A 25,577-nucleotide genomic window follows, 5' to 3' on the forward strand; every position below is an offset into this window, starting at 1 on the left:
CTTATTTCATTTCAAGTTCACACAACACCGGGCGATGATCGGACGCTACTGTTTCTTCAATGATACGGGCGCCGGTGATCGTCCACCGGTGTTTGGGAGCAAGCATGATATAGTCCAGTTTTATTGTCGGTGAATCAGCAGGAAAGGTGGGTCCCATCTGGCTGGTGGCATCCGCAAATACCTGTTTGAGTACATTGATTTCCTTTGAAGCAGGAGGGGCGTTGAAGTCGCCCGCAATAATCACGGGAGTAGCCGTTGCCTTGAAATAGTCTGCCAATGCATTGGCCTGTGCAATGCGGTCGGTAGCCTTTTTACCTGCATCCAGGTGAGTAGTTACAAACTGGAGGGAGCTGTCTCCCGGAAGCTGCACGGTAACAATACCGGCGGCCCTGGGCTCATTGCCTTTTGCAGAAGGTAACATCAGGGTAGTATTGCTGCTGATGGGAAAACGGGAAAGGATGCCGGTGCCATAACCGCCGCCGTCAAAATCCATTGATTTGGCAAAATAGGTGTACATGCCGGTGATGGAGGCCAGTTCTTTCAGCTGATCACGCTGGCTGGTGCGGCCGGTGGCGCTGTCTACTTCCTGCAACGCTACCAGGTCGGGATTGGTGGCCAGTATTACATTGGCGATTCCCTGAAGATCCAGTACCTGTTTCATGTTTTCCCCGTGATGAATGTTGTAGGTGAGCACCTTTACTTTTTGCGTTTGCGCAAAAAGGACACTACCTGCAAAACATACCACCGTAAAAAGCAGCATTTTTTTCATATCAATATCATTTGAACGCTTCCGTCACTGGCCTTCCGGTCCACACCTGCGGTGTTTTCAACTCATCGTATTATCCTACATTCCCGCATCTTTCACTGCCTGCAGAATTTTTCCCGGCAACACATCATTCTTTGCTACCTGGCCGAAGTAAGGCTGTATATTATGACCAATATTGTGCCCGGTTCCATCGGGTTCATCAAAATGGATGAACAGGAAATCCGGTTTCTTTTCTTTGATATAGGCTACAGATGCCGCAGTAGCCAGGCTGTCGTTGTCGTGTGTACCAGGATCTTTGTTTACCGCTGCTTTTGGAAACAAATAACCGATACCGTCCCAGTTATAAATAACGCCTACCTCTGCCTTTGGTTTTTGTTCACGTAACAGGGTATATATAGAAGGAAACATGCCATACTGATCCAGCTCACGGGAAGGCAGTTCAGGTTTCCGGCTGTCCCATGCTGTATAACCGTGTACTTCAGGACCTGCGCCCATCACCATAGAGGCCCGGTTAACTGCACTGGGGGAAGGCAATACACTGCGGGCCTGTAAAGTCCACGCACCGTCCTGCACGAAGAATCCGCCAAGCAACAAACCTGTTACAATGATCAGTTTTTTCATTTCGTTGTTCACTTTTAAGCTAACATGCGTTAGGCTGTAAAATTAATAATGGGTTTTCAATAAATCCTTAGCTAAACATCGTGGGCTAAGATAGTAATGTTTTCTCGCCTATTTCACGGATTAATGTTACTTCTTTTTTCTGCGTGGCGGAGATGCCATATTCAGGAACGCCGGGAACGCCGCCCATACTCACATTGGGATTGCGATAGATCATCCCGCTTTCTTCATAGCCTTTTGCGGAAGTATGATATTCCGTAATACCGGTAGCGGCAATTAATTGTGCAATATTGTTGGCCCGAACGCCGGAACCGGCCATAATGGCGATGCGGTCGTTGGCTCTTTCTACCAGCTCTTTCAGCAGGGAAGCGCCTTCCAGGGCGGTATTGTGTGCGCCGGAAGTAAGGATCCGTTCGCAACCAATGGAAATAATATCTTCCAGGGCTTCAAACGGGTTGTCTGTCATGTCAAAGGCGCGGTGAAAAGTAACGCCCATTGGCCACGCGAGGTCAACGAGTATTTTGCATCTTTGTTTATCCACGCGGCCATCGGGCAGGAGGATACCAATTACCACACCGTTACAGCCCAGTAGTTTGCTCTGCTCAATATCGCGTTTCATCACTTCAAACTCCAGGTCGGAGTAAAGGAAATCGCCGCCACGCGGGCGGATAATAGGGTAGAGGTCTATTTTTACTTTTTCCCTGGCCAGCGCAATGGTACCATAGCTGGGCGTAGTGCCGCCTTCCAGCAGGTTGTCGCAGAGTTCTATCCGGTTTGCGCCACCTTCTTCTGCAGCAATGCAGGATGCTACTGATCCTGCGCATATTTCGAGGGTGAAAGGCATAAAAAACAGCTTTTGAATGAGGTATCAGTACAGGGATCAGCCGTTATCACTGATCCCTGCCTGCTAAAAATGATGTTTCCCGTCAATTAAAATATTGCTGGTATCACTGGTGCACACGGCATAGCTAAAGCCCTTCTGAAGGCAATAAGCCCCATGCTCTCCTTTTTTATTGAGGGCCAGGAAACCAACCTGGATTTCTTTTGCTTTGGACGGACTTCTTTTTACAATGCGGTCTACTGCTTCCTTACATGCCTTTTCCGGTGAATAACCCTGACGCATCAGTTCCACCACCAGGTGACTGCCTACTATTTTGATCACTTCTTCTCCAACACCGGTGCTGGTAGCAGCGCCAACTTCATTGTCTACATATAATCCTGCGCCGATGATGGGAGAATCGCCCAGGCGGCCATGCAGCTTAAACGCCATGCCGCTGGTAGTGCAGGCGCCCGACAGGTTACCGTCGGCGTCCATTGCTACCATGCCTATTGTATCGTGGTTGTATACATTCCCCGGCAGCATCAGCGGGTTAAACGCGGTGGCGCCGTTGGTGGGTGTATACGATTTGTTTTCTATGTTGATGATGGGCTTATATTCTGATGTTTTCAGCCACTCTTTCCATGCTTTTTCTGATTCCGGCGTCAGCAGGTTTTCTTTCCGGAAGCCGTTGGCCAGTGCAAACTGCAAGGCGCCATCGCCTACCAGCATCACATGCGGCGTTTTTTCCATCACCAGGCGGGCTACTGAAATAGCATGGGTAACGTGTTCCAGCGCACCTACAGCGCCGCAGTTCCCATGTTCATCCATGATGCAGGCGTCGAGTGTAACACGACCATCACGGTCGGGGTAACCGGAGAAACCAACGGTGTGGTTGTTGGGATCTGCTTCCGGTATCTTTACGCCGGCTTCCACAGCGTCCAGCGCGCGGCCGCCTTTCTTCAGCACCTCCCAGGCGGCAGCATTGGCCGCACGGCCAAAGTCCCAGGTAGATACCACAATAGGCTTTCCTTTTACTGGTCCGCGTTTTCCCTGCGAACGTGCAGGCGTTCCCGTTACTCCATCCAAAGAGAAAACAGCGGCGCTGAGGGCCGCTGTTTTCAGGAATGATCTTCTATTACTCATATAAAGCATTTTATACTTTTCTGCTTCCGCTGAAAGCTAGTCTTTCATTTCCCATGCCAGGGCGCTGGCGCCCAGAATAGCTGCATCGCTTTCTTTCAGTTCAGAGAACAGCAATTTAACCTTATTCTGGAAAATAGGAAGCAGGTTCTTCTCCATATGCTCCCGTACCGGTTTCATGATGAGGTCTCCGGCTTTGGTTAAACCGCCGAACAGCACAATGGCTTCCGGGCTGGAGAACATCACGAAATTGGCGAGGGCTGCACCGAGTATTTTGCCGGTGAACTCATATACTTCCATTGCCAGGGGATCGCCCTTCATGGCGGCTTCGTAGATGAGCTTGGAGTTGATTTCTTCCTTGGTGTGCTCCCGCATGATGCTGTGCGTATCCGGGCGGGTAGCCAGGAATTCAATGGCAGTATTGGTAACGCCGGTGGCGGAAGCATACGCTTCCAGTGAACCATGCGCTCCGGTACCGCTATGCAGCCTGCCGTCGGGAATCACAATACAGTGACCCAGCTCACCGGCAAAACCATCATGACCATAAATCAGTTGCCCGTTGGCCACAATACCGCTTCCCACACCTGTACCCAGGGTGATTACGATAAAGTCTTTCATACCCCTGGCAGCGCCGTAGATCAGCTCACCCAAAGCTGCCGCATTGGCGTCGTTGGTGAGTACGGTTGGTAAACCGAATTTCTGTTCCAGCAAACTGGCCAGTGGCACTACGCCTTTCCAGCGCAGGTTTGGCGCATATTCTATATTACCGGTATAGTAGTTCCCGTTAGGAGCGCCTACGCCGATACCTTTCATGTTTTCAATGCCGCCTGCCTCGTTAATAAGAATAGTCAGGTGTCCATGTAATTCATCCAGGAAGCCATTTACATCTTCATGCTGATTGGTCAACATCCGACCATCACCAATAATATTACCCCTGCGATCTACAATACCGAATTTGGTGTTAGTACCCCCGATATCAATGCCCACCGCTAACTGCTGACTCATAATCAATTCCTTGAGATTTTAAAATGGTTTTAACTCTAAATGCGAAGAACGCGAGATAAGCAAAGCACAGCGCCGGAATAACATAAGAGGCGTGGATACCAATGCTTGCAATGTCTGCCAGACCGCCCTGTACAGGAGGAATGAGAGAGCCACCGAGGATCATCATTACCAGGAACGCAGAGCCCTGACCAGTATATTTGCCCAGACCTGCGATAGATAATGCGAAAATGCTTGGCCACATCACAGAGCAGAATAATCCGCCGCTGATAAATGCAAATGTAGCCAGCTGACCGGTGGTAAATAATCCGATCAGAACAGAGCCAACACCCAGCAAACCAAAGATGGTAAGGGTTTTGGCAGGTTTGTCCTGGCCGGCAAAGAAGCCAATGATCTGCACCACTATACAGATAGCATATGGATATAAAACACTGATATCATTACCCTTGATGCTGTTGGCGCCGAGAATAACACCATAAGCTACAAAAGGAACAATTACACAGAGGATATTACGGGTGGTTTTAGATACGTTGAATACGCTGATGGCGCCGGTCCAGCGGCCAATCATCATACTTCCCCAGAACAGGGATACATACGGATCCAGTTCTGATTCTGCCAAACCTTTTACGGTCAGGAAACCAGGATGCTTCAGCAATGCGCCGAGATTACTGGCAATGGATACTTCCACACCCACATAGATAAAGATAGCCAGCATACCCAGGATCAGCTGCGGATATTTCATCGCGCCCCAGCCTTCACTATTGTTTGCAGACGCCATTTTGGTATAAAAGAGGATACCGATAATACCCACAATACCCGCAATGAACATAGGCAACTCAAATTTCAGTATCAGGCCCATGAGGATCAGCACAAACATAAATGTGATAGCCAGTAACGACCTGGTAGCTTTGGGAGAAGATTCAAACCCTTCTGTATCCTGACTTTCCGGCATCTTCACAAAAGCAAAAATAGCAGCTGCCACGAGGAACAGTCCAATAAGGAGGAAATATAAAGTATTGATCTTGCTGATATCCGTACTTACTTCGCCGCCTTTAATATTACCAAACAGCAACATGCTCACGATAATAGGTCCGATGGTAGTGCCGAAGGAGTTAACACCTCCTGCCAGGTTCAAACGGTGAGTACCTTTGGCAGGATCTCCCAGTAAAATTGCAAATGGATTGGCAGCGGTTTGCTGCAGTGAAAATCCTAAGGCTACTATAAATAAAGCCATGAGGATAAGGGCAAAATATCCAAACGTAACGGTTTGTTTATAGTCTGTATCCAGTACAGTTACTATCTTTTCCAGGTTAGCTTTTGTAAAACTGGCAGCATATTGTTTATGCTCCTCATCTTTTGTAAAGCCTCCGGAAACTGCGGAAATTAACTGCGGATTCGTGGTGTACTTTTCAGCTGATTCATTACTGCTGATCAGGAGGGAATAGGTGTCAGGATCTTTCTCACGGCGGATCTTCACCTGCCTGTCGGAAGTCTGCAACTGCTGCTCTACCTGGAAACCGCTGATGTCAGCAATCGTTTCTTTAATAGGAACAATCTTCTCCTTATTCACACATGGAATCATAATTACCGAGCCAAGCACGGAAATCAGCAACCCGTAAATAATACCCTTCTTGTACCCGATCTTGTTGAGGATATCCACTTTCCTTGCAGTGGAAGCCAGGTACAGGATCAGCGAACCTATAAAATAGGCACTGTAAAAAGAGAAGTCGATAAGCTGCGACTCCAGCTGGGTAAGGTTAAAGTGAGATTTGCAAAACGGGATAAAGATACTGTTGGATGCAGCCAGAAATCCCCAGAAAAAGAAAACCAGAATAAGCACAAAGAACGAAGGATGGGTGCTTTGTGCGCTTTGTTTTGATTGCTGAATCATAAACGTGTTAAGTTACGGTGAAATTTTGCCGGTTAAATGTATAATTATTTTTTTAAAATTTTTTAAAAAGTCAAAATATTCTTGCAATTTAGCGATCTGATAAAACGTTTTAGCAAAAATAATTGCGAAATATACAAGAAATATAGGAGAAGTTTAATTATGTTCGTGCTTATCAAAAAAAATAATTCTGACAGCTTATGTCCAACCAAACAGTAACAATGAATGTCCCTTCCAAACAGGCCGGGTATGCGCAATCAATGGCCATTATCGGCATATTGTTTTTCGTATTCGGGTTTGTTACCTGGCTCAATGGAACACTGATCCAGTTTTTCCAGATCGTATGTGAACTGAACGTATCCCAGGCGCTGCTGGTAACAATGGCCTTTTATATGGCCTACTTCTTCCTCTCCATTCCTTCTTCCTTTATCCTGAACAAAACAGGTTTTAAGAACGGGATGGCCTTAGGACTCCTCATTATAGCCATTGGCTCCCTGGTGTTTATACCTGCCGCCAACGCACGCAGCTTCGCTATGTTCCTCACGGGCCTGTTCATCCAGGGCGCGGGATTATCATTGCTGCAAACCGCTTCCAACCCTTACGCCAGTATCATCGGGCCAAAGGAAAGTGCGGCAAAGCGTATCAGTATCCTCGGTATCTGTAATAAAAGCGCAGGCGCCCTGGCCCCACTGATCCTCAGCTCTATTGTACTGAAAGGAGCCGACAAGCTGGAAAAAGATATTGCTGCTGCGGTAGACGCAGTACAGAAAAATGCTTTACTCGATAGCCTGGCTTCCCGCGTAATAGGGCCCTATGTAGCTATCGCCATCATATTAACCATACTGGCGTTTCTCCTGAAACGTTCTTCTTTACCGGAAATAGATACTAATACGGAAGATGCAGCCACCGCTGCAGCTACCACCGGTAAAACAAGCGTATTCCAGTTCCCTCAGCTGGTACTGGGCGTACTCTGCATCTTTGTTTATGTTGGCGCGGAAGTAATGGCCGGCGACGTGATTGGTCAGTATGGAAAAGCCCTCGGCATGAGTGTGGACGACACCAAGTACTTCACCACCTTTACCCTCGTAGCCATGCTGGCAGGTTATGTAATAGGGATCGCTACCATCCCGAAATACCTCTCCGGTAAAAAAGGATTACAGATCTCCGCTATACTGGGCGTACTGTTTACCGTGGCCGCCTATTTCGCTACCGGCTTCTCCGCGGTAACGTTCATCGCTTTACTCGGACTGGCCAACGCGCTCATGTGGCCCGCCATTTTCCCAATGGCCATCGACGGGTTGGGCCGCTTCACCAAAATAGGCTCCGCCTTACTGGTAATGGGTATCGCCGGTGGTGGCGTGATCCCGCAGATCTACAGCGGTATGTTTGACCAGCACAGCATGTTCAGCTTCCTTTACAGCAGCAGCATCGATTTCAGACACGCATTCCTGTACTGCATGGTGCCCTGCTACCTGTACATCCTGTTTTATGCCCTGGTAGGCGATAAAGTGGGCAAGAATTAACTACTCCTGATATTTTTTGAAAGGTTGTTCTGATTTTCAGAACAACCTTTTTTTATTCTCAATCATTTTTATATTTTTAGGTGTAAATTTTACGTTTAATAATCTTTTAATGATACAAGAAACCAGGGAGCAGTTTATCCACTTATTTGAAAAAGAGCCACTGATGGTCGTTTCGCCCGGACGAATCAACCTGATCGGTGAACATACAGATTATAATGATGGTTTTGTTTTACCCGCAGCTATCGATAAAAAAATTGTATACGCCATTGCGCTCAACAATACACAGCAATGTAACGTGCACGCCGTTTTCACCAATGAAACGGTGTCGTTCAGCCTGGAGGAGGTAAAGCCAACTCCCGGATGGATCAACTATCTCATGGGCGTAGTGTATCAGTTGCAGGAACGCGGGCTGCCCGTACAGGGCTTCGATTGTGTACTGGCCGGCGATATTCCCGTAGGCGCAGGCATGTCTTCTTCCGCCGCCGTGGAAGGAGGTCTTGTAGCCGCACTGGATCATATCTTCGCGTACGGACTGGATCGTATGCAAATGGCCCTCATCGGTCAGAAGGCAGAACATACCTTCCCGGGTGTAAAATGCGGCATCATGGACCAGTTTGCCAACCTGCATGGTAAAAAAGACCAGGTAATGCGCCTCGACTGCCGCAGCCTGGAATTTGAATATTTCCCCTTCAACTTCCCCGATTACAAAATAGTGCTGTGCAATTCTATGGTACATCACTCGCTTGCTTCCTCTGAATACAATGTACGCAGGCAGCAATGCGAGGAAGGGGTAAAGGCTATCCAGGTAAATCACCCCGCCGTGAAATCCCTGCGGGATGCAGATATGAACATGCTCAACGAAGTACGCGCACAGCTTTCTTCTAAAGTATATGACCGCTGTAATTACGTGATCGCTGAAATACAACGGGTACAGGACGCTACTGCACTGCTGAAAAAAGGCGACCTGCAACAATTCGGTGAACTGATGTATGCCACCCACGAAGGATTGAGTAAACTCTATGAAGTAAGCTGCCCGGAACTGGACTTCCTCGTATCACTGGCCAGGGAAAGAAAAGAAGTGGCCGGCGCCCGCGTAATGGGCGGAGGTTTTGGCGGTTGCACCATCAATCTCGTAAAAGCTGATAAAGTAGATGAATACGTATCCTTTATCAAATCACGGTACCTGGATCAATATGGTAAGGAGCCGGAAGTATATGTAACCATTATTGAAGAAGGGGTTTCCATTATTGATTAGGCGCCTTCGGCGCTTTTAAATTGTCTTGGAGCAGGATTAGGCTGATTATACTGATTTACCTGATTTTATTTTCTGGGATTTTTTTAAATGATTAAGGGAGATAAAAGCGAATACCCGCTTCTATCTCCCTTAATCATTTAAAATCAAAACGTAAGCAAATCAGGCAAATCAGTATAATCAGCCTAATCCTGCTCCAAGACAATTTAAAAGCGCCGAAGGCGCTCCCTGCGCTTAGTACTGGTCGTCCAGTGCGAAGATCGGCGTTCTGTTCATCCAGCGGCCACGGGTGAAGTCCGGAATGAATTGCACACTGCCGCTTTCTGCTACGGATTGCTCACTCAGCGGAGTGATAGCGTACCAGGTAGCCATGTCGTATACATCCAGCGGATAGGGCGCACCACGTTTGATACATTCCAGGAAAGAGTTGAGTACAAACCAGTCCATACCGCCATGACCCGCGCCTGCAGCATCGTTGGCATACCTTTTCCACAATGGGTGGTCGTATTTGCCAAAGTAGCTGTTGGGGTCTTTAAAGTCGCCGGTCTTTTCCCACTCGTCGTGCTTACTTTTCTTTTCTACGTAAATAGATTCCTGGTCATCCATCCACAAACCATTGGTACCCTGAACACGGAAGTTCAGTGAGTAAGGCCGCGGAGAGTTGGTATCGTGCGACAGCATGATCGTTTCACCATTATTGGTTTTGATCAGGGTAGACACGATATCACCCAGTTTGAATTCTACCTTTGCATTTGGATGGCTTTCACCGCCGTTATCCACAATGTATTTATGTAAACCACGGGATTTGGTAGCCACGGATGTCAGCGACAATAAGCGGTTACCACGGTTAATATTGATATAGTTGTTCACCGGACCCAGGCCGTGTGAAGGGTACAGATCCCCGTTGCGGTGTACAGAGTGGGCTGTTCTCCACTTGGCTTCGGACAATGCTTTTTCTCCAAATTCCACACCACCGCCATAATATTGCTTGCCGTTATTAAACTTAACGCCACGCAGATCGTGCTGGTAACCACCCTGCAAGTGGATCAGCTCACCAAATAAACCCTGGCGTACCATGTTCAGTACGGCCATCACATCCCTGCGGTAACATACGTTTTCCATACCAAATACAGGGATACCGGTTTCTTCACTGGTATTTACCAGTTCCCAGCATTCCTGGATATCTGATGCGCCACAAACTTCCACCGCCGGTGTTTTACCTGCTTTCATACAGGCTACCGCCATGATAGAATGCCATTCCCACGGAGTGGCAATGATCACCGCATCAATGTCGTCACGTTTCAGCATGTTGCGGAAATCTTCCGGACCGTTCGTGTATTCAGCTACTTTTCTTTTGCCGCCGTATACCTTTTCGATCATGGCCCGTACCTTTGGCAGGGTGTAAGTGGTGTCAGGATCCGCGAAAGCAACTACTTCCGCGTCTTCCCGATGGAGACAGAAATTCAGGTGACCGAGTCCGCGGGCGCCAACACCTATCAGACCGATTCTAACTTTTGGTTTCTTTTCGTTGGCAAATAATTTGGCAGAAGAGCCGAGCATAGAAAGTCCTACGCCAGCTGCTACCGTGTTTTTCAGAAAACTTCTGCGATGCAGTGGATTTTTATTCATTGTTCAAAGTTTATCAGCGTATACATTATACGTCTTAGGAGGGACTAAATTTATAAAAATTGATTTATCTAAACCAACCTACTGTAGAATAATCTTACATTTTTGTGATAAACGGCGGGGGATCACCACTTATCCCGTCCTCCACAGACGGGGGAAAGCAGATCAAGTCCACCTCAAAGGCATGTCAAAAGCTGGGTTTTGGCATGTACCAGGTATGCGCTATTCAGAGATAACTCATAGATAAGCCATATATAAGCCATAGTTAAGTCATATATAAGCCATACCTATAGAGATACGGGTTATCTATCACTTATCACTGTTTTTTTTATGGGTAAAGTATAACTATACCTGGGCTGGTCCCAGGATAGTTTATTGTTTATGGCTTTTCTTACTATGGTATTTCCCTACAGTTAACGGAACCTTAAAGGCCGGTTTAAGCTAAAATTGAATTAATAATAGGGAATTTGAGATTGAAGGATTCTGATTATCTGCTATATCTTCGCTCACATCGTAATCCGTAACTTTTATTTCAGGCAATGAAGAAAAACACGTTACTCCTCGCGGGGCTGCTCGGCTTCAATATGGCAATGGCCCAGGAGATCAAACCTTACGGCGCCCTGCCTTCCAAAGCGCAGGTATCCTGGAATGACATGGAATATTACATGTTCATTCATTTTGGACCCAACACTTTCACCAACAAAGAATGGGGACATGGGGATGAAGATCCGAAAGTATTCAATCCTACCCATCTGGATGCCCGTCAGTGGGCGCGTACCGCCAAGGCGGCCGGTATGAAAGGAATTGTGATCACCGCGAAACACCATGATGGCTTCTGCCTCTGGCCCAGCAAATACAGTACCCATACCGTACGCGAAAGCGCCTGGAAAGGCGGTAAAGGCGATGTGCTGGCTGAACTGTCGGCTGCCTGTAAGGAGTACGGTCTGAAGTTTGGCGTGTACCTCTCTCCGTGGGACCGCAACCATCCCGAATACGGTAAGCCTGGTTATAACCAGGTGTTTGCCAATACACTTAATGAAGTACTTTCCAGCTACGGCCCTGTATTTGAACAGTGGTTCGATGGCGCCAATGGCGGTAATATCAAACAACCGTACGACTGGAACCTGTTTCACAGCGTGGTATATAAAAATCAGCCCAATGCCGTGATCTTTAGTGATGTGGGCCCTGGCTGCCGCTGGGTGGGTAATGAGAATGGTATTGCAGGTACTACCAACTGGAGCACACTGAATGTAAAAGGTTTTGCACCGGGCGCAAATGGTCCGGCCACCAAATCACTCAATGAAGGTAATGAGGATGGCGAACAATGGATCCCCGCAGAATGCGACGTATCTATCCGGCCAGGATGGTTTTACAGCCCTGAAACAAACGATAAGGTAAAATCCGTGTCCTCGCTGCTCGATATCTATTACGGCTCTGTGGGCCGCAACGGTAACCTGATCCTTAATGTGCCGGTAGACCGGGATGGTCTTATTCACCCGAACGACTCTACCCGCCTGATGGAGCTGCGCCGTGTGCTGGATGCGTCTTTCAAAAACAACCTGGCAAAGCGTGCAGTAGTAACAGCCACCAACACCCGCAGCAACAATAAAGCTGTAAAGGTGGGTCACCTGATTGATGGCGCCAACACCACTTACTGGGCCGCCACCGACGATGCCACCACCACTACCATCACGCTTACCTATAAACAACCGGTTACTTTTAACAGGCTGGTACTGCAGGAATATATTGCGCTGGGTCAGCGGGTGAAGGCCTTCAACGTAGAAGTGCTGGAACAAGGCGCCTGGAAGCAAATTGCCAACGAAACCACCATCGGGCACAAACGTATTTTGCGTTTGAAGGATTACACCACTACACAGGTGCGTATTAACATCCTGGATGCAAAAGCGGCGCCGGTGATCAGTGAAGTGCAGCTGTACAAAGCGCCGGGGTTACTTACTTTGCCACAGATTGGCCGCACCGCCGACGGGAAAGTATGGATCCACAGCGAATCCGGCGACCCTGAGATTCACTACACCCTGGATGGCAGCGAACCTACCGTGAAGTCGCCGAAGTATATATCTGCAGAAACTACTGTTATCAACCTGCCCCAGGGCGGTGTGGTACACGCCAAAGCGTTCCTGGATAACGGCAAAACTGCCAGTGAAACAGCTACCGCCACCTTTGATATCGCTGCTGCCAAATGGAAAGTAATTTCCCCGGAGGCAACCAAAGACAATGACCCGGCTAAAGCAATAGATGGCAGCAACGCTGCTATTTATGTGGCAGACAATAAAGGATATCCGCATGAGTTGCAGGTGGATCTGGGCGAAACCCTTTCCCTGAAAGGATTTACGTACACTCCTCCCGGTAGCGGCGGAATCATTTACGGCTATGAGTTTTACACCAGCACCGATGGCAAAAACTGGGGCAGCCCGGTAGCCAGCGGTCAGTTTGCCAATATCAAAAACAACCCGGTACAGCAAACGGTGGCATTCAAAAAGACCAGCGCCCGCTACATCCGCTTTGTGGCTACTTCGCCGGCCGATGAAAAGCAGCCGCAGGCAGCCATTGCCGAGTTAGGGGTAATTACCCGCTAAACGCGGATGTTGTCTTTCTCAGGATTACGCTGGTTATACTGATTTGCCTGATTTTACTTTTTAGATTTTATAATGATTTTAAAGGATTTGGGGAGATATAAGCGAAAATATCCGCTTATATCTCCCCAAATCCTTTAAAATCCAAACAGATCAAATCCCCTAAATCAGTATAATCAGCGTAATCCTGAGAAAGACAACATCCGCGGTTGTTAAAATTCTTCTCTACTCAAAAAAAATTCGACTATTTAAAAGGATATTGTTATAACTTTGCCGATAATCTAAACTAAAGACAATATTTATAACAATTTAACGCTGAACTGAAGTTGGAAAAAACCGCAACTCATACCAACATTTCTGCATATCATCCCGCTTTAACCGAGGGGGTATATTCTGTTGGGTTCAATGTCTTTAGATTTCTTTCCCGACGACCTAGAATTTGATAGCGCTTGTCTGAATATGGCCGCTATCGCACCGCGATTCCCCAATCCTCCGGTGAACCTTTCCAGCAATGGAATTTCAAGTTAGTTTATTGATTCACGATTTCAATTTAAAAAGTTGGAAAATCAACATATCATCGTTAGGGTAGCCACTCCTGACGATATTCACTATTCAAATACCATCACAGACGAGATGGAATCATCTGCAAAAGCAAGAGGAACCGGCATTGCGAAGCGTTCCCCTGACTATGTAGAGCTGAAAATGAACGAAGGCAAGGCGGTAATTGCGGTTACCGACAAGGGCGAATGGGTAGGCTTCTGCTATATTGAAGCCTGGGGTCATGAGAAATTTGTGGCGAATTCGGGTCTGATCGTTAATCCCGCCTTCAGAGGCCACGGTGTGGCTAAATCGATTAAAAAGAGAATATTTGAACTGTCGAGGGAGAAATACCCGGATGCCAAGATCTTTGGTTTAACCACCGGCCTCGCAGTAATGAAAATCAACTCCGAACTCGGATACGAGCCGGTAACCTATTCCGAACTCACCGATGATGAAGAGTTCTGGAAAGGCTGCAGAAGCTGCGTGAACTTCGATATCCTCACTATGAAGGACAGGAAAAACTGCCTGTGTACCGCCATGCTGTACAACCCACTGGAGAAACTGAAGGAAGCAGAAGAAAAAGCAATGGCCGAAAAAGCGCCTCTTCCTGAACCTGAACCACAACCGCAGCCACAATTATCCGTGAGCGCCAGCGGTCATATGCACCACGCCAGACGCCGCCGTAGATTTAAAGGAAACATAAAGCTCTACGAGCGATGGTTACGTTTTAAAAGATTTGTTTTGCTGAAAAGCAAAAAAGAAGGTGGCGCCACCGGATCTAAAAAGAAATTTTTCCTGTTCTGACTACAGGGTCGTCAATATTGTTATCTGGATTTATAAAAAAAGATGTCATAATGAAAAAAGTAGTACTGGGATTTAGCGGAGGACTTGATACTTCCTATTGCGTTAAATATCTGACCGAAGAAAAAGGATATGAAGTGCATTCAGTGATCGTAAACACTGGCGGTTTTTCTGAAGAAGAATTGCAGGAAATAGAAAAGCGCGCTTACAGCCTGGGCGTTAAAAGTCATAAAACTGTTAATGCAATACGTTCTTATTATGATGGTGTGATCAAATACCTCATCTTCGGTAATGTACTGAAAAATAATACCTACCCGCTGAGCGTAAGTGCAGAGCGCATGAGCCAGGCACTCGCCATCGCGGAATATGTGAAGGAAGTAGGCGCCGACGCAGTAGCGCACGGCAGCACCGGCGCAGGTAACGACCAGGTACGTTTTGATATGGTGTTCCATATCATGATCCCCGGCGTGGAAATCATTACCCCGATCCGTGATCTGAAACTGAGCCGTGAAGAAGAGATCTCCTACCTCAAATCCAAAGGAGTAGAAGTGAACTTTGAAAAAGCCATGTACTCTATCAATAAAGGTATGTGGGGAACTTCTGTTGGCGGAAAAGAAACACTCACCTCCAATGGTATGCTGCCTGAAGCGGCATGGCCTACCCAGCTCACAAAGCAGGGAGAAGAACCCGTGAAATTAACTTTCGAAAAAGGTGAGCTTACTGGTGTGAATGACAAAAAATTTGGTCATCCGTCTGAAGCTATTCAATATTTACAAACCATCGCCGGTCCTTTTGCCATTGGCCGCGATATCCACGTAGGCGATACTATCATCGGTATCAAAGGACGTGTAGGATTTGAAGCCGCTGCGCCGATGGTAATCATCAAAGCGCATCACGCACTGGAAAAACATGTGTTAACAAAATGGCAGCTGAGCTGGAAAGATCAACTGGCCCAGTTTTATGGTAACTACATGCACGAAGGTCAGATCATGGACCCCGTAATGCGCGACATTGAAGCCTTCCTGCAAAATACCCAGGAAAATGTTTCCGGCGAAGTATTTGTTACCCTCATGCCTTACCGTTTCCAGGTTACCGGTATCAGCTCCCCTTACGATCTGATGAGCAGCAAGTTTGGTAAATACGGTGAAATGAACACCGGCTGGAGCGGAGATGACGTAAGAGGATTCAGCAAAATTTTTGGTAACCAGACCATGATCTGGCATCAGGTTAAAAATTCTATCTAAATCAGCAGGCAATGGCAAATGATAAAAAGATAAGAGCAGGAATTGTAGGCGGGGCAGGTTATACAGGCGGTGAAATGATCCGGCTTTTATTGAATCACCCGGATGTTGCTATTTCGTTTGTACATAGCCGTAGTAATGCAGGCAATCCTTTGTACGCAGTACACGCAGACCTGCTGGGCGAAACAGAACAACTGTTTACCGGCGATCTGAGCAACGATATTGATGTGATGTTCCTTTGCCTGGGCCACGGGGAATCTAAAAAATTCCTCGAAGCAACTGAGGTGGCTGCCCATGTAAAAGTAATTGACCTGAGCCAGGATTTTCGTTTAGGCGAAACCGTAAAGGACCGCACTTTTGTATACGGCCTGCCGGAAATGCAACGCGACCTGATAAAAACTGCGCAGAACATTGCCAACCCCGGCTGCTTTGCTACCGGTATCCAGCTGGGGCTGTTACCACTGGCCAAAGCGGGCCTGCTCACTGAAGTACATACCACCGGTATCACCGGTTCCACCGGGGCGGGGCAGAGCTTGCAGGCTACCTCGCACTTTACCTGGAGAGCCAATAATATTTCCACCTATAAAGTGCTGAATCATCAGCACCTGAAAGAAATACGACGAAGCCTGCAGCTGTTGCAGCCAGGCTTCAATGGTGAGGTGAATTTTGTTCCCGTACGCGGCGATTATCCAAGAGGAATATGGGTAACCTCGTACCTGCAAACCGACTTATCGCTGGAAGACGCTGTGAAGCTGTATAAAGACTTTTACGCCGGTCATCCGTTTACACATGTAAGCGATAAACAGATCGATCTGAAACAGGTAGTGAACACCAACAAATGTTTGATTCAACTGGAAAAAACCGGTAACAAACTGGTGATCCACTCCATTGAAGACAACCTGTTGAAAGGCGCTTCCGGTCAGGCAGTGCAAAACATGAACCTGATGTGCGGACTGGATGAAACGGCAGGACTGAAACTGAAGTCCATCGTATTCTAAGTGTTTTTATCATTTTCAATTTATTGCCGACATGAAACTTTTCGACGTTTATCCCGTTAACGATATCATCATAGAAAAAGCCCAGGACTCGCATGTTTGGGACAACAAGGGCACACAATACCTGGACCTGTATGGCGGGCATGCAGTGATCTCCATTGGTCATACGCATCCACATTATGTAAAGCGCCTTACAGATCAGTTGCATAAAGTAGGCTTTTATTCCAATTCTGTAAAGATGCCTTTACAGGAAGAGCTGGCGACCTTGCTGGGCAAGGTTTCTGGTAAGGAAGACTACCAGCTGTTCCTGTGTAACTCCGGTGCGGAAGCCAATGAAAATGCACTGAAGCTGGCCTCTTTTTACAACGGTAAAAAGAAAGTCATTGCCTTTAAAAAAGCATTTCACGGCAGAACCTCCCTGGCAGTAGCAGCTACCGACAATCCGAAGATTGTAGCGCCGGTAAATGAAACAGACAACGTGGTATTTTTACCCTGGGAAGATGAAGCTGCACTGGAACAGGCTTTCCAGCAATATGAAGTATCCTCCGTGATCATTGAAGGTATCCAGGGTGTAGGAGGTATCAACGTAGCCAGCGAATCTTTCCTGCGGAAGATCAGGAGCCTGTGTGATGCGCACAACGCCGTGTTCATTGCAGACTCCGTACAGTGTGGATATGGCCGCAGCGGTAAATTCTACTCGCACGATTTTGCGGGTATAAATGCAGATATCTACAGCATGGCGAAAGGAATGGGAAATGGTTTCCCGATCGGCGCTATCATCATTGCACCTAAATTCCATGCGGTGTATGGTATGCTGGGTACTACCTTCGGCGGTAATCACCTGGCCTGCGCAGCAGCCCTGGCAGTACTGGAAACCATACAGGCGGAAAAACTGATGGACAACGCAGCTACGGTAGGTAACTATCTCATGGAACAGCTACGCACATTTGATAAGGTGAAAGAAGTAAGAGGCCGTGGTTTGATGATCGGTATAGATCTCCCGGAAGAATTATCACAGGTGAGAAAAGAACTGCTGTATACCCATAAGATCTTTACCGGTGAAGCAAAACCAAACGTAATCCGTTTGCTCCCTTCCCTGGCGCTTACACAGGCCCACGCAGATCAGTTCCTGGAAGCATTCGGAAAAGCATTAAATAAATAAGTAAACAACCATGTACGGCAGGCAGTGTGCCTTTAACATCTTTCCACTGCCTGTTTAAAGCCTATAAGCGAAATGAAACAATTTATTTCTACAGCAGATGTTCCCAGTGTCCCGCGGTTAGTGGACATTGCGCTGAACTATAAGAAAGATCCTTTCAGGGATAAGGAATTAGGTAAGAACAAAACAGTGGGAATGATATTCCTGAATCCCAGTTTGCGAACACGTTTAAGTACACAGATCGCTGCAAAGAACCTGGGTATGGAAGCGATCGTATTTAACATCGACAAGGAAGGATGGGCGCTGGAAATGAATGATGGCGTAGTGATGAATGGCAACACCACCGAACACGTGAAAGAAGCGGCGGCAGTAATGGGACAGTATTTCGATATACTGGCCATCCGTACTTTTCCGGGGTTGAAAAATAAAGAAGAAGATTATACAGAGAAATATATTAACCAGTTCATTAAGTACGCCGGTGTGCCGGTAGTAAGCCTGGAAAGCGCTACCCTGCACCCTTTGCAGAGTTTAACAGACGTAATTACCATAAAGGAAAACTGGCAGCAAACCCGTAAACCTAAAGTGGTAATGACCTGGGCGCCTCACGTAAAAGCGCTGCCACAGGCTGTTCCCAACTCCTTTGCACAATGGATGAACGCATGGGGCGAAGCAGATTTTGTGATCACCCATCCCGAAGGCTACGAACTGGACGGGAAATTTTCCGGTAATGCACAAATTGAATACGATCAGGATAAAGCCTTGCAGGACGCGGATTTTGTATATGTGAAAAACTGGTCATCCTACAAAGACTATGGCAAAATCACCTGCACAGACCCTTCCTGGATGTTTACCAACGAAAAACTCAAACTCACCAATGCTGCCAAAGTAATGCACTGCCTGCCCGTAAGAAGGAATGTAGTGATTGCAGATGAAGTACTGGACGGTCCACAATCCATCGTTATCCGGGAAGCCGGTAACCGGGTATGGGCAGCCCAGGCAGTTTTGAGTGAAATACTGAAAGGATAATTATGATCGACTTATTTATTATCAAAGTAGGCGGGAACGTAATCGATAACCCGGCGTTGCTGCAAACCTTCCTGGAGAAGTTTGCAGCAATCCCCGGTAAAAAGATCCTGATACACGGCGGCGGCAAAATTGCTACCCGTATCGGTGATAAGCTGGGTATCGAATCGAAGTATGTAGACGGCAGACGGATCACCGATGCAGACACTATCGACGTAGTGACAATGGTATACGGCGGTTTGGTAAACAAACAGCTGGTAGCCAAACTGCAGGCCAATGGCTGTAATGCCATCGGTTTAACCGGCGCCGACGCCAACATCATCCCCGCTGTAAAAAGACCGGTAAAGGAAATCGACTACGGTTTTGTAGGAGATGTTCGCACGGAGATCCTGCATACCGGTCCGCTGAAAGCATTGCTGGATACCGGTATTACGCCGGTGTTTGCCCCGCTTACGCATGATGGTAATGGCCAGATCCTGAATACCAATGCAGATACTATTGCCTCTTCGCTGGCTATTGCTTTATCGCAGCACTACAGCGTACGGCTGATCTATTGCTTTGAAAAGAAAGGGGTGTTGCGTGATCCTGCAGATGATGAATCCGTTATTAATCTCATCAACAAAGAAATTTACCAGCAACTGCTGGAAGAAAAAATACTGACAGACGGGATATTGCCTAAACTGCAAAACGCTTTCGGGGCAATTGATAATGGTGTAAAAGAAGTGCTGATAGGACATGCAGATGATGTTCTGAGCAATACAACCCCGAAAGTGGCAGGCACTCTAATATGCTAACCTATGTGGAACGAAAAACTATATGATGTGGCGGTGGCCCTGCTTAAACAGATGATCGCCACTCCTTCATTAAGCCGCGAAGAAGACGGCACCGCGCAACTGATCAGTGAGTTCCTGACGGCAATGGATATTCCGCATGAGCGGCATCTCAATAATATCTGGGCCCTCAATAAACATTACGATCCCTCCAAACGTAATATACTCCTGAACTCCCATCATGATACCGTAAAACCCAATCCACAATATAGCCGCGATCCTTTTAGCCCGGATGTGGAAAACGGAAAGCTCTACGGGCTCGGTAGCAATGATGCCGGCGGTTGCCTGGTTAGCCTGATTGCGACGTTCCTGCATTTTTATCATCGTAGTAACCTGAGCTACAATATCATCCTCACAGCCACCGCAGAAGAAGAGATCAGCGGCGCCAACGGGATAGAAAGTATCCTGCCAAAACTGCCCGCTATTGAGTTTGCCATTGTGGGAGAACCCACTTTAACACAACTGGCCATTGCCGAAAAAGGACTGATGGTACTGGATTGCACCAGCTACGGCAAAGCAGGCCACGCCGCGAGGGAGGAAGGAGAAAATGCGTTGTATAAAGCATTGCCTGATTTAAACTGGTTCAAGGATTTCCGCTTCCCGAAAGTATCGGAAACACTTGGGCCTGTGAAGATGAGCGCCACCGTGATCAGTACTTCCAATAAAGCACATAACGTAGTACCGGCCGACTGTACCTTTGTGGTGGATGTACGGGCTACCGATCAATATACCCTCGAGGAATTACTGGAAATTATCCAGGCCAATGTATCCTGCGAAGTAAAGCCACGGTCCATGAGAATGCGGCCCTCCTTTATTCCAATGGAGCATCCGTTTGTGCAGGCAGGCATAAGTGTGGGTAAAACCTGCTACGGATCGCCTACCACGTCCGACCAGGCGCTGATCCCGGCTACCTCTGTGAAAATGGGTCCCGGCGATTCCGCCCGCTCACATACTGCAGATGAATATATTCACCTGCATGAAATAAAAGACGGTATCCAGAGCTATATTCAGTTACTTGAAATGATCCAGTAGTATGAATGGCAGCGTATCTTTGGTAAATATGATTTTTAATTTCATGCTTTAACACAGCATGGAAAAACTATAGTATTATGAAATTGTGGCAAAAAGATAAAGCCTCCTTAGCAGCGGTGGAAACATTCACCGTAGGAAAAGACCGTGAAATGGATGCCTTCCTGGCGCCGTTTGATGTGCTGGGTTCTATGGCACATATCACCATGCTGCAAAGTATAGGATTGCTGGAAGCAGAAGAACTCACGATATTAAAACAGGAACTCAAAAACATTTACCGGGAAATTCAATCCGGTGAATTTAAACTGGAAGAAGGAGTGGAAGATATCCACTCACAGGTAGAACTGTTGCTGACCCGCCGTTTGGGAGAAGTAGGCAAGAAGATCCACAGCGGCCGTTCCCGCAACGACCAGGTTTTGGTAGATCTGAAGCTGTTTCTGCGTCATGAACTGCAAACCATGACAGAGGAAGTACTTTCGTTATTCCACCTGTTACAGCAAAAAAGTGAAGCGCACAAAGCACACCTGATACCAGGTTACACCCACCTGCAAATTGCTATGCCTTCTTCCTTCGGATTATGGTTTGGCGCTTATGCCGAAAGCCTGGTAGACGACCTCACCATGTTACAGGGCGCCTATAAAGTAGTGAACAAAAATCCACTTGGCTCCGCAGCCGGTTACGGATCTTCGTTCCCCCTTGACCGTGAGCTTACCACCGCTTTGCTGGGTTTTGATTCGCTCAACTACAACGTGGTGTACGCCCAAATGGGACGCGGTAAAACAGAAAAAATAGTGGCTTTTGCACTGGCCGGCATTGCAGCCACCATTGCTAAAATGGCGATGGACGCCTGTTTGTTCATGAACCAGAACTTCGGCTTCATCAGTTTCCCGGATGAACTCACCACCGGCTCCAGCATCATGCCGCATAAAAAGAACCCCGATGTATGGGAACTGATCCGCTCTCATGGCAACAAGCTCCAGGCGTTGCCCAATGAAATTACCATGATGATCACCAACCTGCCTTCCGGCTATCACCGCGATCTGCAGCTGCTGAAAGAAAATTTATTCCCTGCTTTCCAAACGCTGAAAGACTGTATCCGTATGAGCCGCCTGATGCTGGAAAATGTGCGCATTAAGGAAAACATACTGGATGATGATAAGTACCAATACCTGTTCAGCGTGGAAGTGGTAAATAACCTGGTGTTGCAGGGGACGCCATTCCGTGAAGCCTATAAGAAAGTAGGCATGGATATCGAAAACGGCACCTTCTCACCTGATAAAGAAGTAAAACATACCCATGCAGGCAGCATCGGTAATTTAGGTACAGAACAGATTGCCGCGCAAATGGATGCCGTGATAAAAGGTTTCCCTTTTGAATCGGTAGATAAAGCGATAGAGAAATTGCTAAATAGTTGATAAGATACAGGCATAAAAAAAGCGAGGTGATCACCTCGCTTTTTTTATGCCTGTATCTTTTAGAATCCTATAGTCACTCCGGCAAAGAAATTAATGCCTGCCATCGGGTAATAGTAATTGTCGTATACCACGCGGTTGCTGGCCTGATCATAGCTGCTGTAAGTACTTCCGTTGGGTTCATACTTCACGTTGAAGATATTGTTCAGCATGAATTGCAGACCGAGTTCACGGAATAACGGTTGCGGCACTACGTAGTTGATACGCAGGTTGTTTACAAAGTAAGCATCCAGGCTGCCCGCTATATTGGAGGTGTTATCCATATACTGACGGCTTACATATTTACCCAGTACATCGATGTTGAGGTTCTTCACCGGTTTCACGGTTAACGTTAACCCACCTACGAAAGAAGGAGAGAACGAAATATCTGTTTTGTTGAACACCTGTGTATGCGGAGTATAGTCCGCATCGTAGGTAATGGCATGATAGTCCAGTACTTTATTCTGGCTCAAAGCTGCATTGGCAGCTACGCTCACCATGTTGCCCAGTTTTACATTTCCGTTTACTTCAATACCCATGCGGTAGCTTTTAGGAATGTTGGTGCGGATGTATGCGCCAACATCGTTGAGCATACCGGTTTGCACCAGCTGGTTTTTATAATTCATATAATAAACGTTCGCCTGGACAGCAGCGATGTTGTTGTTCCATGAATAGCCGGCTTCCACATCGCGGAGTACTTCCGGTTTGGGTGTTGTTGTGCCGAAGTTGTTTTCAAAATCGACGCGGTTAGGCTCTTTGTGCGCAATAGCAACCGAAGCGAATACACGGTTGGTAGGATTGATGTTGTAAGAGATACCTGCTTTCGGATTAAAGAAATTATAATTCACGTGTGCCATGTATGCAGGTGCGGCTTCAAAGCCATCCATGTTGTACATGATGTTGCGGTACTGCATATCTGCAAAAATGCTCAGTGCAGGCGTGAGTTTATATTCTCCTTTCCAGTAGATATTGAAATCGTTTTTGGCAGCGGGATAATTATAGTATTCGTGGTCTTTATTGATGCCTGTTTGCGCCCAGATGATTTTGCCATAATGATCGCCGGTATAGCGGTTCCAGCCGCCGCCCAGGCTCCAGTTGAATTTGTCGCCGGTGCGGTTTACGGAAAATACGGAGCCATAGAAGTAGTTATCGAGCCACAGCTGCCGGACAAGGTCGGTGGTATCTACTTTTTTACCGTTAATCACAGGGCCTTCCAGTCCGTATCCGGAGAACGCCTGCTGCGCTTTATATTGTTCGTAGTAGCCGCGTCCGCGGGTGAGGTGGAAAGCTACGTTGAAGTTGAGATGTGCATTTATTTCCTGGTTCAGGAATAGCTGGTAATGATCCTGTTGATAGTTGTCCGTTTCATTATCGTAGGGAGTGCCTGGTTTATCGGCGCCGGCAGAATTGTAGGTGCGGTCTGTTTCCAGGAGTGCCTGTGGTACGCCATTCCATGCCTGGTATGTTTTTTCTTTCCCGGAGAAGACATTCAGCCTGATGGCTGTTTTGGCAGAAACATAGGCGGCGGAAGTATAGAAAGAGCGCAGGTCTGAAGTGGCGCGGTCGATATACCCGTCTGATGAAATTTTGGAGAGGCGCGCATCAATGGTGAAGTGATCGTTGATGAGGCCGGAACCGGCTTTCACTGTATGTTTCCAGCTATTGAAAGAACCGTAGCTGTTGCTGATTTCGCCGTATGCTTTTTCATTGAATTCGTTAGTGCTGAGGTTCAGTGTGGCGCCAAAAGCGGCGGCGCCGTTGGTAGAGGTACCTACGCCGCGTTGCAGCTGAACACTGCTAACGGAGGAAGCAAAGTCGGGCATGTTCACAAAAAATGTTCCCTGCGATTCTGCATCGTTTACGGGGATACCATTTACGGTAACGTTGATGCGGGTGATATCGGAGCCGCGTACGCGCATACCGGTGTAGCCGATACCGGTACCGGCGTCTGAGTTGGTTACCACGCCAGGCTGCTGATCCAGCAGTATGGGCAGATCCTGACCGAGGTTTTGTTGCTTAATATCCGCTGCTGTTAAAGTGGTGTTTACGAAAGGCGAATTTTTGCCGGCGCGCAAGCTGCTGATCTCGACGGGCTTTACAAACAGTGCCGTTGTTTCCAGTGAAATATCCGTCAGTTGCGTGGTATTATTCGCAGTGATGGTAGTGGTAAATGTTTTGAAGCCAATATAGCTGGCGGTTAAGGGATAATTTCCTTTTTTAGGAAGACGAATACTGTAGTGGCCTCTGCTGTCGGTAACAGCGCCGGTTTGGTTGACGGAGATGGTAACACCCTCCAGTGGCTGGCCGCTGGCTTTACTGGTAACGGTACCCGTAACCAGGGATTGTGCATGTAAAGTGCCTGCTATGGATAGCAGCACTAATAACATTAGCTGTTTCATTTTAATGATATGTGTTTTCTGTTAGTTCATTCCTAACCAGCATTACCTGGTCCAGGTTCATTGGGTGTGATCTCAGCCTGAAAGTAAGGCACCCCATGTGTTGTGTTAATGCAAAGGTATACTTGTATCTATAATAAATCAGAAATTATTTTTTGGGAGAAGGAAAAAGGTGTAATTTTCAGAGATACTTCTCTCAGTCATCGTTTATAAATTTTTAATCATTTAAATCTTTATTTCTGATGATGAAACTTCAGTTTATCGGGCATCTTGGCCGCGATGTAGTGAAAAAAGAAGTCAACGGCGCCACTGTTTTCAATTTTCCGGTAGCGGTAAATGAGCGTTTTAAAAACGCGCAGGGCGTACTGGAAGAAAGAACCACCTGGGTGGATTGCTCGCTCTGGGACAAGGCCAATGTAGCTCCTTATTTAACGCAGGGTGTAATGGTGTATGTAGAAGGCGCTCCAAAACTGGAGGCTTATGTAAGTACCGTTACCGGTGCGTTATGCGGGGCCATCAGGCTCCGGGTGTTTTCGCTGCAGTTACTCAGCCGTAAGGACGAGGAAAAGCGGAAGACGCCGGTTGCTGAAATGACCGTACCCGAGGCAGAGCCCGTTCAGGAGCAGCCCGCTGACGATCTTCCATTCTAACAATGTATGAAGCATTCCAATATGAAAGCCAACCAGTTACGGTTGGCTTTTCGTGTTTCTTTTAAAAAAGATTTGGAGCGGATTGAAATATTTGTATCTTTGCACCCTCATTGCGAGGTAGAGCAGAGGTAGCTCGTCGGGCTCATAACCCGAAGGTCAGTGGTTCGAATCCGCTCCTCGCTACAAAATAGGTACGTCAGCGTCCATAAAAAAAGATTAAGAGCCGAAGAAAT

20 protein-coding genes and 1 tRNA gene are annotated in these 25,577 nt (G+C 47.3%); 13 read left to right on the forward strand and 8 right to left on the reverse strand.

Annotated features, from left to right (window positions below; all coding sequences use genetic code 11):
• Position 1 precedes the first annotated feature (1 nt).
• From ACMXI2_RS03120 to ACMXI2_RS03145, 6 genes are all read right to left on the reverse strand, one after another.
• Positions 2-769, reverse strand: a complete 768-nt coding sequence (locus ACMXI2_RS03120) for an endonuclease/exonuclease/phosphatase family protein (RefSeq protein ID WP_483780260.1) — start codon at positions 767-769, stop codon at positions 2-4.
• Between the two features lie 75 nt (positions 770-844).
• Positions 845-1,387 (reverse strand): alkaline phosphatase family protein, encoded by a 543-nt coding sequence (locus ACMXI2_RS03125; RefSeq protein ID WP_483780261.1) that lies wholly within the window; start codon positions 1,385-1,387, stop codon positions 845-847.
• Positions 1,388-1,472: 85 nt separating this feature from the next.
• The gene (locus ACMXI2_RS03130) at positions 1,473-2,228 is read right to left on the reverse strand and encodes a copper homeostasis protein CutC (protein ID WP_483780262.1); all 756 of its coding nucleotides are present in this window, start codon (positions 2,226-2,228) and stop codon (positions 1,473-1,475) included.
• Positions 2,229-2,291: 63 nt separating this feature from the next.
• Positions 2,292-3,347: a glycosylasparaginase gene (locus ACMXI2_RS03135; RefSeq protein ID WP_483780263.1), complete on the reverse strand. Its 1,056-nt coding sequence runs from the start codon at positions 3,345-3,347 to the stop codon at positions 2,292-2,294.
• A 36-nt stretch (positions 3,348-3,383) separates the two neighbouring features.
• The gene (locus ACMXI2_RS03140; protein ID WP_483780264.1) at positions 3,384-4,349 is read right to left on the reverse strand and encodes an ROK family protein; all 966 of its coding nucleotides are present in this window, start codon (positions 4,347-4,349) and stop codon (positions 3,384-3,386) included.
• Complete coding sequence (locus ACMXI2_RS03145) at positions 4,321-6,237, reverse strand: MFS transporter (RefSeq protein WP_483780265.1); 1,917 nt, start codon at positions 6,235-6,237, stop codon at positions 4,321-4,323. The genes ACMXI2_RS03140 and ACMXI2_RS03145 overlap by 29 nt, the downstream gene beginning before the upstream one ends.
• A 197-nt stretch (positions 6,238-6,434) precedes the next feature.
• On the opposite strand from ACMXI2_RS03145, the gene ACMXI2_RS03150 reads away from it, so the two are divergent.
• Both ACMXI2_RS03150 and galK read left to right on the forward strand, forming a co-directional pair.
• Positions 6,435-7,757, forward strand: coding sequence for a sugar MFS transporter (locus ACMXI2_RS03150; RefSeq protein WP_483780266.1), 1,323 nt, complete (start codon positions 6,435-6,437; stop codon positions 7,755-7,757).
• Between the two features lie 109 nt (positions 7,758-7,866).
• Complete coding sequence (gene galK / locus ACMXI2_RS03155; RefSeq protein ID WP_483780267.1) at positions 7,867-9,012, forward strand: galactokinase; 1,146 nt, start codon at positions 7,867-7,869, stop codon at positions 9,010-9,012.
• A 231-nt stretch (positions 9,013-9,243) separates the two neighbouring features.
• Here the strand turns inward: galK and ACMXI2_RS03160 are convergent, their stop codons facing one another.
• A complete protein-coding gene (locus ACMXI2_RS03160; protein ID WP_483780268.1) occupies positions 9,244-10,638 on the reverse strand; it encodes a Gfo/Idh/MocA family protein in 1,395 nt (464 codons plus the stop codon).
• Positions 10,639-11,174: 536 nt separating this feature from the next.
• Here ACMXI2_RS03160 and ACMXI2_RS03165 point away from each other — a divergent pair.
• From ACMXI2_RS03165 to argH, 9 genes are all read left to right on the forward strand, one after another.
• Entirely contained in the window at positions 11,175-13,232 is a 2,058-nt protein-coding gene (locus tag ACMXI2_RS03165) for an alpha-L-fucosidase (RefSeq protein ID WP_483780269.1), read from the forward strand.
• A 555-nt stretch (positions 13,233-13,787) separates the two neighbouring features.
• Positions 13,788-14,573 (forward strand): GNAT family N-acetyltransferase, encoded by a 786-nt coding sequence (locus ACMXI2_RS03170; RefSeq protein WP_483780270.1) that lies wholly within the window; start codon positions 13,788-13,790, stop codon positions 14,571-14,573.
• Positions 14,574-14,623: 50 nt separating this feature from the next.
• Complete coding sequence (locus ACMXI2_RS03175; protein ID WP_483780271.1) at positions 14,624-15,814, forward strand: argininosuccinate synthase; 1,191 nt, start codon at positions 14,624-14,626, stop codon at positions 15,812-15,814.
• 11 nt (positions 15,815-15,825) lie between these two features.
• Positions 15,826-16,809: an N-acetyl-gamma-glutamyl-phosphate reductase gene (gene argC, locus ACMXI2_RS03180; RefSeq protein WP_483780272.1), complete on the forward strand. Its 984-nt coding sequence runs from the start codon at positions 15,826-15,828 to the stop codon at positions 16,807-16,809.
• A gap of 31 nt (positions 16,810-16,840) precedes the next feature.
• Positions 16,841-17,968 carry an aspartate aminotransferase family protein gene (locus ACMXI2_RS03185; protein ID WP_483780273.1) on the forward strand — a complete coding sequence of 376 codons (1,128 nt, stop codon included), beginning with the start codon at positions 16,841-16,843 and terminating at the stop codon, positions 17,966-17,968.
• Between the two features lie 72 nt (positions 17,969-18,040).
• The gene (locus ACMXI2_RS03190) at positions 18,041-18,991 is read left to right on the forward strand and encodes an N-acetylornithine carbamoyltransferase (RefSeq protein WP_483780274.1); all 951 of its coding nucleotides are present in this window, start codon (positions 18,041-18,043) and stop codon (positions 18,989-18,991) included.
• Between the two features lie 2 nt (positions 18,992-18,993).
• Positions 18,994-19,782 (forward strand): acetylglutamate kinase, encoded by a 789-nt coding sequence (gene argB, locus ACMXI2_RS03195; protein ID WP_483780275.1) that lies wholly within the window; start codon positions 18,994-18,996, stop codon positions 19,780-19,782.
• A 3-nt stretch (positions 19,783-19,785) separates the two neighbouring features.
• Positions 19,786-20,850: a M20 family metallo-hydrolase gene (locus tag ACMXI2_RS03200; RefSeq protein ID WP_483780276.1), complete on the forward strand. Its 1,065-nt coding sequence runs from the start codon at positions 19,786-19,788 to the stop codon at positions 20,848-20,850.
• A gap of 77 nt (positions 20,851-20,927) precedes the next feature.
• Positions 20,928-22,262 carry an argininosuccinate lyase gene (gene argH / locus ACMXI2_RS03205; protein ID WP_483780277.1) on the forward strand — a complete coding sequence of 445 codons (1,335 nt, stop codon included), beginning with the start codon at positions 20,928-20,930 and terminating at the stop codon, positions 22,260-22,262.
• Between the two features lie 59 nt (positions 22,263-22,321).
• Here argH and ACMXI2_RS03210 read toward each other — a convergent pair whose 3' ends face one another.
• On the reverse strand, positions 22,322-24,697 hold the full coding sequence (locus ACMXI2_RS03210; RefSeq protein ID WP_483780278.1) for a TonB-dependent receptor: 2,376 nt from the start codon (positions 24,695-24,697) through the stop codon (positions 22,322-22,324).
• A gap of 239 nt (positions 24,698-24,936) precedes the next feature.
• On the opposite strand from ACMXI2_RS03210, the gene ACMXI2_RS03215 reads away from it, so the two are divergent.
• Positions 24,937-25,344, forward strand: a complete 408-nt coding sequence (locus ACMXI2_RS03215) for a single-stranded DNA-binding protein (protein WP_483780279.1) — start codon at positions 24,937-24,939, stop codon at positions 25,342-25,344.
• Positions 25,345-25,455: 111 nt separating this feature from the next.
• Positions 25,456-25,527, forward strand: a tRNA-Met gene (locus ACMXI2_RS03220).
• Positions 25,528-25,577: the final 50 nt, after the last annotated feature.

It is taken from the genome of Chitinophaga sp. G7 BAM 1005, assembly GCF_057126945.1.

Coding starts and splice junctions, on each gene's coding strand:
- ACMXI2_RS03120 (WP_483780260.1), bottom strand. CDS start 769: ATGAAAAAAATGCTGCTTTTTACGGTGGTATGTTTTGCAGGTAGTGTC.
- ACMXI2_RS03125 (WP_483780261.1), bottom strand. CDS start 1,387: ATGAAAAAACTGATCATTGTAACAGGTTTGTTGCTTGGCGGATTCTTC.
- ACMXI2_RS03130 (WP_483780262.1), bottom strand. CDS start 2,228: ATGCCTTTCACCCTCGAAATATGCGCAGGATCAGTAGCATCCTGCATT.
- ACMXI2_RS03135 (WP_483780263.1), bottom strand. CDS start 3,347: ATGAGTAATAGAAGATCATTCCTGAAAACAGCGGCCCTCAGCGCCGCT.
- ACMXI2_RS03140 (WP_483780264.1), bottom strand. CDS start 4,349: ATGAGTCAGCAGTTAGCGGTGGGCATTGATATCGGGGGTACTAACACC.
- ACMXI2_RS03145 (WP_483780265.1), bottom strand. CDS start 6,237: ATGATTCAGCAATCAAAACAAAGCGCACAAAGCACCCATCCTTCGTTC.
- ACMXI2_RS03150 (WP_483780266.1), top strand. CDS start 6,435: ATGTCCAACCAAACAGTAACAATGAATGTCCCTTCCAAACAGGCCGGG.
- galK (WP_483780267.1), top strand. CDS start 7,867: ATGATACAAGAAACCAGGGAGCAGTTTATCCACTTATTTGAAAAAGAG.
- ACMXI2_RS03160 (WP_483780268.1), bottom strand. CDS start 10,638: ATGAATAAAAATCCACTGCATCGCAGAAGTTTTCTGAAAAACACGGTA.
- ACMXI2_RS03165 (WP_483780269.1), top strand. CDS start 11,175: ATGAAGAAAAACACGTTACTCCTCGCGGGGCTGCTCGGCTTCAATATG.
- ACMXI2_RS03175 (WP_483780271.1), top strand. CDS start 14,624: ATGAAAAAAGTAGTACTGGGATTTAGCGGAGGACTTGATACTTCCTAT.
- argC (WP_483780272.1), top strand. CDS start 15,826: ATGGCAAATGATAAAAAGATAAGAGCAGGAATTGTAGGCGGGGCAGGT.
- ACMXI2_RS03185 (WP_483780273.1), top strand. CDS start 16,841: ATGAAACTTTTCGACGTTTATCCCGTTAACGATATCATCATAGAAAAA.
- ACMXI2_RS03190 (WP_483780274.1), top strand. CDS start 18,041: ATGAAACAATTTATTTCTACAGCAGATGTTCCCAGTGTCCCGCGGTTA.
- argB (WP_483780275.1), top strand. CDS start 18,994: ATGATCGACTTATTTATTATCAAAGTAGGCGGGAACGTAATCGATAAC.
- ACMXI2_RS03200 (WP_483780276.1), top strand. CDS start 19,786: ATGTGGAACGAAAAACTATATGATGTGGCGGTGGCCCTGCTTAAACAG.
- argH (WP_483780277.1), top strand. CDS start 20,928: ATGAAATTGTGGCAAAAAGATAAAGCCTCCTTAGCAGCGGTGGAAACA.
- ACMXI2_RS03210 (WP_483780278.1), bottom strand. CDS start 24,697: ATGAAACAGCTAATGTTATTAGTGCTGCTATCCATAGCAGGCACTTTA.
- ACMXI2_RS03215 (WP_483780279.1), top strand. CDS start 24,937: ATGATGAAACTTCAGTTTATCGGGCATCTTGGCCGCGATGTAGTGAAA.